The sequence below is a fragment of the Paenibacillus silviterrae genome, assembly GCF_030167925.1.
Taxonomy (GTDB): Bacteria; Bacillota; Bacilli; order Paenibacillales; family NBRC-103111; genus Paenibacillus_G; species Paenibacillus_G silviterrae.
In genome coordinates, this window is sequence record NZ_JASKUT010000002.1 from 558,964 (window position 1) to 572,621 (window position 13,658).

12 protein-coding genes are annotated in these 13,658 nt (G+C 49.9%); 8 read left to right on the forward strand and 4 right to left on the reverse strand.

Annotated features, from left to right (window positions below; translation table 11 throughout):
- Positions 1–121 precede the first annotated feature (121 nt).
- Positions 122–805: a YHYH domain-containing protein gene (locus tag QMO62_RS26030; RefSeq protein WP_284645419.1), complete on the forward strand. Its 684-nt coding sequence runs from the start codon at positions 122–124 to the stop codon at positions 803–805.
- 55 nt (positions 806–860) lie between these two features.
- Here QMO62_RS26030 and QMO62_RS26035 read toward each other — a convergent pair whose 3' ends face one another.
- Positions 861–1,616, reverse strand: a complete 756-nt coding sequence (locus QMO62_RS26035) for an IclR family transcriptional regulator (protein ID WP_284645420.1) — start codon at positions 1,614–1,616, stop codon at positions 861–863.
- 244 nt (positions 1,617–1,860) lie between these two features.
- Between QMO62_RS26035 and QMO62_RS26040 the strand changes: the two genes are divergently transcribed.
- From QMO62_RS26040 to QMO62_RS26060, 5 genes are read left to right on the forward strand one after another with little or no spacing between them, the layout of a single operon-like run.
- Complete coding sequence (locus tag QMO62_RS26040; protein WP_284645421.1) at positions 1,861–2,976, forward strand: ABC transporter substrate-binding protein; 1,116 nt, start codon at positions 1,861–1,863, stop codon at positions 2,974–2,976.
- A 10-nt stretch (positions 2,977–2,986) separates the two neighbouring features.
- Positions 2,987–4,090 (forward strand): ABC transporter ATP-binding protein, encoded by a 1,104-nt coding sequence (locus QMO62_RS26045; RefSeq protein WP_284645422.1) that lies wholly within the window; start codon positions 2,987–2,989, stop codon positions 4,088–4,090.
- Positions 4,087–4,944: an ABC transporter permease gene (locus QMO62_RS26050; RefSeq protein WP_284645423.1), complete on the forward strand. Its 858-nt coding sequence runs from the start codon at positions 4,087–4,089 to the stop codon at positions 4,942–4,944. Before QMO62_RS26045 ends, QMO62_RS26050 begins: the two co-directional genes overlap by 4 nt.
- Positions 4,941–5,744: an ABC transporter permease gene (locus QMO62_RS26055; RefSeq protein ID WP_284645424.1), complete on the forward strand. Its 804-nt coding sequence runs from the start codon at positions 4,941–4,943 to the stop codon at positions 5,742–5,744. Before QMO62_RS26050 ends, QMO62_RS26055 begins: the two co-directional genes overlap by 4 nt.
- 18 nt (positions 5,745–5,762) lie before the next feature.
- A complete protein-coding gene (locus QMO62_RS26060; RefSeq protein WP_284645425.1) occupies positions 5,763–6,905 on the forward strand; it encodes a M20 family metallopeptidase in 1,143 nt (380 codons plus the stop codon).
- 259 nt (positions 6,906–7,164) lie between these two features.
- Here the strand turns inward: QMO62_RS26060 and QMO62_RS26065 are convergent, their stop codons facing one another.
- Genes QMO62_RS26065 through QMO62_RS26075 form a run of 3 tightly spaced genes read right to left on the reverse strand, consistent with a single transcriptional unit; the run spans position 7,165 to position 9,633 of the window.
- Positions 7,165–7,695, reverse strand: coding sequence for a DUF84 family protein (locus QMO62_RS26065; protein WP_284645426.1), 531 nt, complete (start codon positions 7,693–7,695; stop codon positions 7,165–7,167).
- A gap of 14 nt (positions 7,696–7,709) precedes the next feature.
- Complete coding sequence (locus QMO62_RS26070) at positions 7,710–9,068, reverse strand: hypothetical protein (protein ID WP_284645427.1); 1,359 nt, start codon at positions 9,066–9,068, stop codon at positions 7,710–7,712.
- Positions 9,058–9,633, reverse strand: coding sequence for a sigma-70 family RNA polymerase sigma factor (locus QMO62_RS26075; RefSeq protein ID WP_284645428.1), 576 nt, complete (start codon positions 9,631–9,633; stop codon positions 9,058–9,060). The genes QMO62_RS26070 and QMO62_RS26075 overlap by 11 nt, the downstream gene beginning before the upstream one ends.
- 250 nt (positions 9,634–9,883) lie before the next feature.
- Between QMO62_RS26075 and QMO62_RS26080 the strand changes: the two genes are divergently transcribed.
- Together QMO62_RS26080 and QMO62_RS26085 are read left to right on the forward strand one after the other, a co-directional pair.
- A complete protein-coding gene (locus QMO62_RS26080) occupies positions 9,884–11,746 on the forward strand; it encodes an ABC transporter ATP-binding protein (protein WP_284646681.1) in 1,863 nt (620 codons plus the stop codon).
- Entirely contained in the window at positions 11,743–13,578 is a 1,836-nt protein-coding gene (locus QMO62_RS26085; RefSeq protein ID WP_284645429.1) for an ABC transporter ATP-binding protein, read from the forward strand. The genes QMO62_RS26080 and QMO62_RS26085 overlap by 4 nt, the downstream gene beginning before the upstream one ends.
- Positions 13,579–13,658: the final 80 nt, after the last annotated feature.

Sequence of the window (13,658 nt, forward strand, 5' to 3'; positions counted from 1 at the left end):
TTTCTCTTTTTATGGGTAATAACTTCGCAACCACGGATTGAGCACTTAAAGTATGTTGCGTACGACGTAGTTCTTTGGTACTATGGTTAAGGAATTTTACATATAACAGGAGATGGCAATGATGAAATTGACCAAAATGCTCATAACCGGCATGGTATTATCTCTGGCCCTGACATCAAGTGCTTGGGCACATTCGGGAAGAACGGATGCAAGCGGGGGACATAACTGTTCTGCTTCTTCGAAGGCTAAGGGTTTATGCTCCGGATATCACTATCATAATGGCGGCACGTCTTCCGGAGGAGGTTCTTCATCGGAAAGCAACGTGGTAACCCCTCCGGCAGCAAGTTATTCTGCGCCTAAAGAGGTCATCCCTGACGGCCACGTAAAGGTCACTATTCCATCGTATAGCATTTATGTGAATGGGACTGCCGTACCGAATTCCATGTTAAAGTATCCTGTCATTTCGTATAAGGATATTACGTACTTTCCAATGACGTACAAATTTACACAAGCCTTAGCAATCGAATCGGCATGGGACCAAGAAGTCGGCTTTGTAATTCGGAAAACAAACAATAAGGCAAACAAGCTGGAGTTCGATTACGGCAGCGCATCGGATAAGCTCTATGCGAAACAACCGGATTTCAATGTATTCGTGAACGATGCATGGGTTGATAATGGTAAGGAAGAGTATCCGCTTCTTGTGCTGAATGATGTGACTTATTTTCCAATGACCTGGCACTATGCTGTGGATGAGCTTGGACTGACTATTAAGCTGGAAAACAATAATTTTTACATATCCAAATGAAAAAGTGAAAGCGACGAATTATCCGTCGCTTTCACTTTTTTCCTTATTCGGCTTCTTACTTCCTGTAGCCAAGCTGAAGGGAGATATCCTGCGCCGTCTGGGTAACCAGCCTCGTAAATACGGGGATGGCCGGTGTCACACGGTCGCTCGGACCGATCATGCTGATCGAGGCATTGACCGTTCCGTCCGCATCATAGATGGGAGCGGCAATACCCGTCACTCCGACGTTACGCATGTCCGAGCTTAGCTCGAAGCCCTGCTCGCGTATGGTCTCGAGTCGTGACTTGAGCTCGTCCGCATTTTTCATGGAATAAGGGGTAAAGGTCTGCATTTCCCCCGTAAGCACTTCCTTAATAAAATCAGGGCTTCGAAAGGCAAGGATAGCCCGCGATGCGGATGTAGCGTAGAGCGGAAAGCGGCGATAAGCCTCCACATTGAACCGGATCGGATGCACAGAGTCAATTTTGTTCACATAAATAGCTTCGTTCCCGTCTCTGACGCAAAGACAGACCAGCTCCTGGGTCGTTTCGGCAAGCCGCTGAAGGAAGGGCTTCGTGAAATCGACCAAATTATGATTCTTGAGCACGCGATTGCCAAGCTCCAGAAGGGTATAGCCGAGCGCATACTGCTTGTTAGCGGGGTTCTGCTTAATGAAGCCCTCGCTTTCCAGCGTCATGAGAAGCTTATGAACCGCGCCCTTCGATAGCTCCAGGTGACGGCTAAGCTCGCTTACGCCCATTTCCTTGTCCGACGTAAGAAATAGCTTTAATAATCGGCAGCTGTTCTTGACTGAAGATAAGTGATTATCCATGGGGTGTAAGACTCCTTAGATGGGGTAGAGACCTAGAGACCGTCATCGACACGGCAATTTACGTGTAGTGTAGCAGAAGAGGTAGGGGATGACTAGTCAAAAAATGATCAAAAAACGTTAACAATTTCGTAATTATTGATTGCGTTAATACGGTAACGCATGCTATTATCTTACTATACATTTCACAAATAGTAAACAATGTTCACACATAGTGAACGATTTACAACACGAGGAGGATATTTTAATGAAAAAATGGGGATCAATTGTTACAATTGCAGCATTGTTCGGGACCTTGCTTGCGGGCTGCGGAACAGCAAGCACACCAAAGCCGGCAGAGAATACGGGAGCGGCTCCTGCTGCGGGAACGCCTGCTGCGCTGGTACCGGAGAAGCAGCTGGTCATCGCCGGTAACGGCGCTACCGTTGAGCAGATGATGAAGGATGAGATTTTCAAAAAATTCAATCAGAAATATCCTGACGTTAAGCTGACTTATGTTTCCGGAGTTTCCACAGAGATCGTGGCCAAGGTCAAGGCACAGAAAGCCGCTCCGCAAATCGACGTAACGATCATTGAAGGCGGGGAGCAGGAAGCCGGACGCGTCGAAGGTCTGTGGGATACACTTTCGGATAAAGATATTCCGAACATGAAGAAGGTAGGCGAGGACCTGAAGGTTAAGGATAACAGCGGTGTTGCCGTCAACTTCACACCGATGGGTATTTCCTATAATGCAGAGATGGTGAAGGCGAAGGGCCTCCCGGTACCGGGATCGTGGAACGATCTGGCGAAGCCGGAAATGAAGGGGAATATTACGCTCTCCGAGGTATCCAGCAACTTCGGCCGTTCCGCTCTCATCATGCTGGCTTACGCAAACGGCGGCTCCGAGAAGAATATGGATCCGGGCTTTGAGAAGCTCGCAACGATCGCCGGGTATATGCCTACCTTCGCGAAGAGCGCAGCTCAGCTGCAGCAAAATCTGCAGAACAAATCGGCGGCCTACACGGCGTGGACTATGGCTAGAAGCTTGGTACAGAAGGATGCCGGGCTGGATCTGGAATTCGTCATTCCGAAGGAAGGCGCGAACCTGGTTCCTAACGTAGCCACCATTGTTAAAGGCGCTAAGAGCCCTAATGCCTCCAAGCTGTTCATTGACTTCCTGCTGACCGACGAAATTCAGACGATGTACGGGGAGAAGCTCTATTACAACCCGGCGACGGATGTTAAGCTCTCTGGCGACGCGGCTAAGAAGCTGAGCTTCGACCGCAGCAAGGTCAAGAAGTTTGACCTTGAGGTTGTAGGCGGCAATACACCGGTATGGCTAGACCGCTTCAACAAAGAAATTGCACCTAAAGTCGGAAAATAAGGTGAGTCGAGTGAGTAAAAGCATAGATGTAGAACTCGTCAATATTCAGAAAAAATTCGGAGACAACGTGGTCGTTGACAGCTTCAACCTGCAGATTGAGAAAGGGGAATGCATCTCCTTTCTCGGTCCTTCCGGGTGCGGGAAAACAACTACGCTTAACATGATCGCAGGCTTCCTGGAGCCGGACCAAGGCGACCTTCTCATCAAGGGCAAACGGATGAACGGCGTACCTTCCAACAAGCGCGAGCTCGGCATGGTGTTCCAGACGTATTCGCTTTTCCCCCATATGACTATTTTTGAGAATGTGGCCTACGGGTTAAAGCTCCGTAAGGTTGGCAAGGCGGAGATTGCCGAACGCGTACGCAAGGTACTGGAGCTAGTCAAGCTGCCCCATGTAGCCGACCGTTACCCGAAGCAGCTTTCCGGCGGCCAGCGCCAGCGCATCGCTATTGCCCGTGCGCTAGTGACGGAGCCTTCCCTGCTGCTGCTCGACGAACCGCTAAGCAATTTGGATGCGAAGCTGCGCGAGGAGCTGCGGGATGAGCTGAAACGGCTGCAGCAGGAGATCGGGGTTACGACGATTTTCGTTACGCACGATCAGGAGGAAGCCTTATACTTATCCAACCGGATCGTGGTGCTGGATCATGGCAAGGTAGAGCAGATCGGCACGCCGTGGGACATTTATAACCGCCCTGCTTCGGAGTTCGTACATACGTTCATCGGCAAGTCCAATCGAATGCCGGGCGCGGTGTTGAAATCGGAAGGAGAGCAGCTGCTGCTGAGGACGGAAGCGGGCTTCACCCTGCAGGCCCCGGCTAGGGGGCGAACGTTTACCGGGAGCCAGCCTGTATCCATCTATGTAAGACCAGAGAAGATCCGGCTGGTGGTGGCGGATACCGCTGCTGAGAGCGCTAATCAGGTTAAGGGGACGGTAAAGCTGACCTCTTTCCTTGGAGCTTACACGGAATGCGAGGTTGAAGTCGGTGGCGATGTGCTGACCGTTCGGATTGAAACCGGGAGTGACGACGCCGTACTCACTGCAGGTTTAACGGTCTTCTTGCAATGGAAGTCCGAGGATGTATTTGTATTCGCAAGGAAGGGGAACGAGCGATGAATCAAGGACAAAGCCGCGGGGCACGAACGGCTCTCCTGCTGCTTGCTCCCGGGCTCGCGGTGATTCTGGGCGTATTCCTGCTTCCTATGTTGTACATCCTTCTGCTGAGCTTTCAGGACAAGCACGAAGCCTTTTCTTTCGAAAATTATGTATTGCTGGTTAAGGATCCGTATTACCTGCAAATCCTATGGCGCACGATCAAGCTCAGCCTGCTTACCGTGGGAGCATGCTTCCTGCTGGGCTACCCGGTTGCAATGTATATGGCTCAAACGACAGGCAAGATGAGGGGAATCATTACCTTCTTAATAATCTCTCCCCATCTGGTGAGCGTCGTCATCCGGAACTTCGGCTGGGTGGTCATTCTCGGCGACAAAGGCTGGGTAAACGAAACCTTGCTTAAGCTCGGATTGATCGACAAGCCGCTCAAGCTGCTCTACAACGAGCTGGGCGTCGTGATCGGATTAACGGATTCCTTTATCGTCTACATGATCTTGGCGATTGCAACAAGTCTCTATCAGATCGACGGCTCCTTATACAAGGCAGCCAGCATACTGGGGGCCGGGAGGCTGCGCACCTTCTTCACGGTAACCCTGCCGCTTACGCTGCCGGGAATGGTGGCGGGTACGACATTGGTATTCAGCTTGTCGATGAGTGCTTTTGTCACCCCTGCATTAATGGGGGGAACCAGCGTGAAGGTACTGCCGGTGATTACCTATGAGAAGGTAATGGCCCAGCTGAATTGGCCGCTGGGAGCGGCGCTCGCTTTCCTTCTGCTCGCTTCCACGATTGCGCTGGTCACCTTGTTTACCCGCCTTGTGGAGACGAAGCGCTATAAGGAGGTGTTCTCCTCATGAGCCGGAAATTCAGTCCGCTGGGAGTCATTACGTTTTTTGTCGTGCTGTTCATTATCTCACCTTTGCTTGTCATCATACCGACGTCTCTGACCTCGGTGAAATATTTGTCGTTCCCGCCGGTAGGCTTTTCCTTTCAATGGTATGTCAAAATCTTCGATCGCCCTGAGTTTGTCGATTCGTTCTTGTTCAGTCTGCAGCTTGCGGCGCTCACGGCGGTCATTTCGACCATTCTCGGTACGCTGGCCGGGATTGCCTTGCATAAGTATAAGTTCCGGGGCAGCGGTATGATTAACGGATTGCTTCTCTCGCCGCTAACTGTGCCTGCGCTCATTATCGGTATTGCAGCACTGCTGTTTTTTACCCGGATCGGGCTCGCCGGCACCTTCATCGGATTGCTGCTGGCCCATGTGCTGATCTCAATCCCGTACGTGGTTCGGCTTGTACTGACCGGGCTCAGCTCCTTTGATTACACATTGGAGCGGGCAGCTTATATCATGGGGGCCAAACCGTTCCATGTATTCCGGGACATTACGCTGCCGTTGATTAAACCGGCCATTATGTCCGGAGCGATCTTCGCTTTTCTGACATCTTTTGATAATGTGACGGTTTCGCTCTTCCTGGTTTCTCCGACGACAACAACGCTGCCACTGGCTATTTTCAGCTATATGCAGGAAACGTTGGATCCGCTTGTAGCTTCGATATCGTCGGTTGTTATTTTGCTTAGCTTGGTTTTCATCATTCTCTTGGAACGCGTGTATGGCTTGGACCGCTTGTTCGGCTCCAATTCGCATTCCCATTAATGGAGCTGCATTACCTTCATGTTCACATCTATGATAGAGCAGTATAAACTATATCTACCGGAGCTGCTTCGGCTGCTTGAGGAAAGCGTCAATATGGATTCCCCTTCGCAAAGCAAGCTCCACAACGACCTAATGGCCGACTGGTACACCCAGCAGTTTGTAAGACTGACCGGGGGCAGCGTCCGGCGTGACCGCCACCCCGTTGCCGGCGATCGCTTGCTGTGCGAGGTAGGCGGCGGACCTGACCGGATCCTTCTGGTTGGGCATTACGATACGGTATGGCCGCTTGGGGAAGCGGAGCGGAGACCGTTTCGGAACGAAGGCGGGAAGGTATTCGGTCCCGGTGTTTATGATATGAAAGCAGGATTACTGCAAGCGATCTTCGCGATCAAGGCGCTTCAGGATACGGGTCACTTCCCTGTGAATAAAAGGGTTGTTCTTCTGATGAACAGCGACGAAGAGATCGGCAGTCCGAACTCTCGCGCTTTTATTGAAGAGGCGGCAAAGGGAGCGAAAGCGGCGTTCGTGCTGGAACCCCCGATGGAGCCGACCGGTGCGCTGAAGACGGCACGTAAGGGGAGCGGTCGTTACCAGCTGACGGTAACGGGCCGATCGGCGCACGCCGGAGTCAACCCGCAGCTTGGCGTGTCGGCGATCGAGGAGCTTGCAAGGAAGGTTCAACTGCTGCATGGGATGACCGACCACACCCTGGGGACAACGATTAACGTCGGAGTCGTTCGAGGGGGGATCGGCGCCAACGTCGTTGCAGATCATGCGGAAGCTGAGATTGACGTAAGGGTCTCGACGCTGGAAGAAGCACTGCGGCTTGAGAAAGAGCTGACCGAGCTGAAGGCGAGTTTGCCGGATGCCCATGTGCAAATCACAGGCGGCATGAGACGCCCTCCTATGGAGCGTACCTCCGGAACGGAAGCGTTGTTCGCACTGGCTCAAGAAATTGCCCGGGATGAACTCGGCTTCATATTGGAGGAAACGTCAACAGGCGGCGTAAGCGACGGAAATTTCACAGCTGCAGTCGGAACGCCTACGTTAGATGGACTGGGAGCACGGGGAGATCACGCGCATTCTCCTTTGGAGTATGTGCGGGTGGACGAGATCCCGGTCCGGGGCGCTTTGCTCGCTAGGTTAATCGAACGGTGTTAAAAAACAAGGACAGTCCGGAAGGTGAGGACTGTCCTTGTTTGTGCGTTAGCGGATTATCGATCCGTTATTAGGTCTGTTTTGAGAGGCGTATGGTGATTAACGGTTTTTGAGGGAGTTATATCTACAAATTTTCTCCGATAACCGCGTTACTACCGGTATTCCCCTCGAATAAGTCCCTCAAAATCTCTTATTTGCGAAAAATCGTTATTACGGCAGAAAATAGGCCCTCGAAAACCCGTTATTACTCTCGAGCTGCCGGTTACCGATAATACGGGGATTGAAACGGCGTTAATGCGGCAATTACCGCTTCACTGAAAATAGCCGCACGAGTAATACGGCCATCGGTAAACAAGCCGTATGCTCCTTCCTTATGATTGCTGCCTGTCGTTCCGCTTAATTCGTCAATTACATGACGGAGCTCCAGGTTGTCGCGTTTCAGCCTCTCTCCAATCGAATGAGGAATGGGGAAGTACAATCCTTTGCCCAGATACAGCTGCTTACCGTCCCAAGCGGCACACACCGAGAAGAGGTACCACTGATGTGTATGCACATCGTCATAGGTGAGTCCTCCCTCCAGACCAAGGCCTATATTCGCACCGGGTACGGCTTCCAGTACCCGTTTCGCCCGGTTAACGGCGCCTTGTATGGTTTCCTGCTCCGTCATGGGCTGATCGGTTACGCCGGAAGGAACGCTCTTACAGATTGGCTCGACACCCGTAGCCATCACGACGGCCGAGCGTTTCGCTTGATTGGTTGTACCGAGTGCATAGATCAGCTCGTTACCATGCATGCTTCGAACACTCCTTATTCAGTACTTAGAGGGGGAAAAGGGACCAGCGGAATCCGCCATGGTCCCCGGATGACCATTTGGGGTTCCCCAATATAGAACGTGATGCTTTTTGCCTTCAGCTCCGCAGGCAAATGAATACTCTTCATCGCCAGACTGTCCTCATGAACGCTCCAGCTGTATCCGTTATCTTCGGGCTGCCTTCTATCGATCTTGACCGTCTGGAGGGCTGCAGCCTTGTTCATATCAAAGCCCAGATCGACATCGATGAGTACGCCGCCCTCCAGACTGCGTTCTACTTTTGTGAAACGAACGGGAAACCCGTCAAGCGTTACACTCTCTTGAATTGCAATGGTCCCTGCTTCAGGAACCGGCAGGGTCACCTTCTGCCATTCAGCCGTAGGGTTAACTGCTAACACGGATGGAAGCGTGAGAGTATGCGGCTGCTTTCCTGCGGAAGGATCACGATATACAGCTTCATTTTGCAGCAGAAAGCCATAATGGTCAACCTTCACCTCCGCTTCCTTTCCGTCGGCATCCGTAATGCGAAGGCGTTCCTCCGAAGTGATCGGCTGTGCGCCGTAGCTCTGAATTCGCCGATTTCCCGGAAGCTGGGAGAGAAGATTCACTTTGGTCCACCCATCGCCGAGGGGCGTTGTGACTGCCGTAATAGTGATATCCTGCTGTGTATCGCTGCTCCCGATCTTACTCATATCCTCGCCCTGCGTAGCCGGAATAAGCGTTAATGGCCCAACTTCTTGGTCCCCAATCATTAGGGTGATCCTCGAGCCTTCATGAACCGGTAAACTGCCCTGATAATAGTAGGTACCGATCCAGGAGCCTGCGTGGCTGAGAGTTGAAAATTTTAATGAGTAGCTGGCACCGTCCTCTATTTTAAGCTGAATGTACTCGGCGGAAGCGCTGTTACTGCCGGAAAGCTGAACCAGCACTTGATCGCCGGTAACCGCCACGGCATCTACGGAAATTTCGCTAGCCCCGAAGCGATGAACATAAGGCTTCCCGAGTACAAGAGTCGTTTGATCAACAGGCGTTTCCGTTACGATCCCAAGCCCCGGCAGAAATTGCAGCACCTTTCGCAGTTCTGCTCCTACGTTGGTTGTGCTGGCAATGGCTGAGGCGGAGAGGAAAAGGACGCAGGCGGCGGCGACAGCCCAGCCACGCTTACGCTTCTTCGATGGTGCTGCTGCCATGTGCTGCAGCTCCAGCTTGCCCTTCGTCCTCTGCTTGATTCTTTCCAAAATGTCCGCATCGAGCGGAGCTTCGCTGCTTTCCGGTATATCTGACATGCTGCGTATTGCCGTAGGATCGAGCCGATCCAGCAGGTTCCTGACTTCACGTTCCTTTCTATCCATCATGGGAGGTCTCCTCCTTAAACCATAGACTCAGCTTGCTGCGAAGCTGGACTCTGCTGCGATAGAGCCGATTCTCGACGGCCTTCTTGGTCATGCTGTAGCGTTCTGCAATAGCTTCTAACGGTTCATATAGAAAGTACCGTTGAAATACGATCTGCCGATCCGGCTCCGGTAGCTCGTTAACAGCGTAAATAACGGCTTGCGAATCCTCGTAGGAGAGCACCGTTTGCTCTACACTCTCGTCCCGGGAAGGAAGATCTTCCTTCATTGCTTCTACACCGGTCCTTTTGCTAAGTCTGCGCCGATAATCCAAAGCCTTATACTTGGTAAGGATCAGCAGCCAGGTACGAACGCTTCCGCGGTGCTCGTCATATTCCTCAGACTTGTTCCAAGCTTCCACGAATACATCGCTTATGCATTCTTCGAGATCCTGGGGGCTGCCGAGTCCGTTCATAATTCTCGAGGCCAAGGAATACAGTACCCCGCTATACTCATTCATAAGAAGCTCGAGAGCTTGGGGAGATCGACGGCGAAGCTCCTGAAGCACATGGTCCTCCCGAATGGTCATGATTTCCTCCTGTTGTTCCTATAAAGATTCCTTCCTATCTTACTACGCCGACGGAGGAGAGAAACACTCAAGCAAATGAAATAGTAGTTGTGAATTTATAATAAATGTATTAATATGGTAAAAACCAAATCTTTTAGTCTATCTATATGGGATGAGACATGGAGAAAACCCGAGATAACTAAACTACCTTAAGAAGGTAGGTTTAGTTATCTTTTTTTATTCTACAGAAAAGGGGATGCTTGTGAAACTGATGAATACGGACAGCATCAAAAACAAACTGCTGGCGGCACAGTGGGGATGTAAGCTTGCTTGGAGGATCGATAAAAAAATGTTTCTGTTCTGGACGATCCTTAACGTTGGAATCGCTGTACTGCCTGCAGTGGCCCTGTTTTATAATCGGAATATCATCGCTAATTTATCAGCATTTCTTTCTTCTGGAACGGGAGACTTATCGACGGTGACAACGGATATTGTCCTGCTGGGAATCATTCTGACCGTATCCGGCCTTTCAGCTCGAATGAACGACGGATTTCTTTATATGGTGATGTATGACTCCTACTATTTGGGGCTGGAAGAGTATATGATGGATAGCGCACAACATGTAGGGCTATCGGAAATGATGAAAAAGAAGGTAAAGGATGAATATTTTGCAGCAATCACGCGCTGCGGTTCCCTCACCGATCTCATGAGCTCCGGGTGTGCGCTTCTTGCAAGGCTGGCTTCCATCGTCTCCCTGCTGGCCGTTGCCTTTGTTGTATCCCAATTTATATTTTTCGTCACTTGTCTTTTTATTGTAGTTGTTATTTACCTCAATTCCGCCCTTTCCGGGAAATCACGTGTCGCATGGAAGGAAATGAGGGAGATGCTTCGTAAGGCGGACTATTTCGAAAAGCTGGTACAGCATGGCGATACGTCAAAGGAAACGAGAATTTTTAACTCTGCGGAACAAATCAAACGCGAATGGGCGAACGCCTATCAGGGGATAGAGTTAAGCGGGAAACGTCGAGCATACGACATAGCGCAGCTAACGTTTTTTAGTAAAGCCGGGTTTTATTTGTTTATGGTTCTCATGCTTGTCTACTCCTTATACCAGGTTGCTGGCGGCAAAATGGGTCCCGATGTCCTGTTGATGATTTTTACACTTTGTATCAATATTGCCGATTCCGTCTCTACGATTTCCAAAAGCTATCAGCAACTGGATTACGGGCTCTACGGCTTGGACATACAGAGGCGGTTCTTTGTGAGCAATGTTAAGACCGATGTAGAGGAGGATCAGTCGAAAGCCGTCACTGCGCTTGATCCTCATGTTTGCTTCGAGGTAAGAGATATGTCCTTCGCCTACACCGAAGATAAACCGGTTCTCCAACATATTACTTTCCAAATCCGGCAAGGGGAAACGGTGGCTTTGGTAGGGGGGAACGGCAGCGGGAAAACGACCCTTATTAAGGTTTTATTAGGGCTCTATCGGCCTTCATCGGGGGAAGTTAAGTTTATGGGAAGATCGCATTCGGATTACCGTAAAGATTTTGTGACGGAGAAGATCGGTGTGTTTTTTCAGGATTTTTATTTGTTTCATTTAACGCTTGGAGAGAACGTGGGAATCGGCAATATAAAGGACATCGCTAACGATAAAAAAATAAAAAATGCTATGGAAAAGGGCGGCGCAGCCGGTCTTATCCTAAAGCTGAGGAAGGGCTTGAATCATCTTCTCGGTAAGCAAGTAGATAAAGAGGGGGCGGTTCTCTCGGGGGGCGAGGGACAGCGTGTTGCTGTAGCCCGTACCCACATGAGCGACAAAGAAGTGATGATTTTCGACGAGCCGGCCTCGATGCTTGACCCTATCGCTGAGATGGAACAGTTCTATTATATTAAAGAAAAATTAAAGGCAAGAACCTCGATTCTGGTATCGCATCGGATTGGCTTTGCCCGCTTGGCTGACCGCATCTTGGTGATGGATAACGGCAGCATTGTCGAAGACGGCACTCATGAGGAATTAATGAGAAAGAATAGATTGTACGCTCATTTATTCAGAGAACAAGCCCAATGGTATGACCAAGAAAACAGTGAGATTGCTGCAGCCAGTCACGAGCAAGGTAAGGGGGCTAGAACATGACTCAGACAGAAACCAATGAATCGCTAAAGCTGACTCAATGGGTAAACATATCATGGCGCGCGTTAGCGGTAAGTCTTCGTACGAAGAGTAAAATGTCCTTGTTCATTCAAATGGTAGGCTTTATTATGGCATTTATGCCGGTTTGGATAGCAGGCTCTCTTCAGCGGTTTACGGACCATGTTCAAATGATCTCTCAAGGCCAAGAGACGGTCAGTAAGGCTCTTGTCATGTTCATTATCCTGATAAGCCTATATTTGCTTCAGACTGCGTACACATTCGCACATGATTATTATTCAGAGGTGGATCGTCAGCTCACAACCAAATATATAAAAAATGCCATTATGGAGTGCGCTAGCCGGGTACAATATAAATACATCGAAAACGATGGGGACTTTCGGGAAAAGCTCGCTTTTGCCGAAATGTTCGGGGGGGCGCGGGTTGCGGCAAGCATGCAGCAAAGTATCATTATCCTTCAACAATTGGCTGCCTTCCTAAGCATTGTCACTGTATTGATGGGGGTTAGCGCTTGGATTGTTGCCATTCTGCTAATAGCCTGCATCCCCGCCGTCATACTTTCCATGATCCTAAAGGATGAGGAGTATAAGGAAAAGACGAAAAGTATGAAGGAAGGCGCGATGTCCGTACATCTGTTTTATATGGCATCCGGTGCCAATGAGCAATGCAAATCGTTGAATGATGTTAGATTTTATGGGATTTATCCATGGATTAAAGAGAAATGGCGCAAGGTCTCGAAGGACTATTTAAGTAAAAAGAATGCAGTGACCAAGAAGCATCTCCTCTATAACTCGATTGCGGATATTTTGCGGAACGTTGTTTATATTGGTATTTTACTAATGGTTGCGAAGCAGATCTACAATGACCCTGCCTTAGGGCTAGGCATCTTTATGCTGGTGTTTACTTTGTCTGCGCAGCTGCAAACGACGACCACGAAACTATTTGCCGGGGCCGCCCAATTTATCAGCGACATAAAGTATATGCGAGACTTCTTTGAATTACAGGATACCCCGAGGGAAAAGCTGGAAGAGAATCCGGCGCTGCTTGAACGTGCGGACATTGTGTTTGACCATGTGGACTTTGCCTATCCGAACTCAACGGGAAAGACACTTAAAAATATTCATATAACCATCAAGCACGGGGAAAAAATTGCAATTGTCGGGAAGAATGGGTCCGGAAAGTCTACTTTTATCAATTTGTTGTGCGGAATGCATGAACCAACGGCCGGACAGGTCAAAGTCAATGGGATCGATGTCCGTAATCAGCTATCAACGGTGCGCAATGCGATCTCGGTCGTTTTTCAACATTTCGGAAGATACGAAACCTCGATTCGCAACAACATTACGATATCTGATTCCGATCGCTCCGTGACGGATGAGGAGCTGAAACGGCTGGCAAAGAGGGCCAATGCCTATTCGTTTATTGCAGCGCAGCCGGATGGAATGGATGAACTGGTCGGAGCGTTCAGTGAGAGAGGAAATAATTTATCGGGCGGGGAATGGCAGAAGATTGCAATTACTAGAGCTTTATATAAAGAAAAGGCGAAGATTATGATTCTGGACGAGCCTACCGCGGCGCTTGACCCCGTTTCCGAAGCACAATTATATCGGGACTTTACCGATCTAACCGAAAATAAAACAACGATATTAGTGTCGCATCGCATGGGTATTACCGCCTTGGTGGACCGCATTCTGGTTTTCGAGGATGGAGAAATCGTAGAAGATGGGACTCACGAACAATTGCTTGCCAAGGGCGGTCACTATACATCCATGTACGTGGCTCAGGCCCAGTGGTATAAAGAGGAATTAACAAGCTAGCAAAAAACGTATGTCACAAGTGAGCAGCGGTCACAAAATGGGCAGTTTTCCGGCGGAATGTGCTATCATGGAGAGGTGGG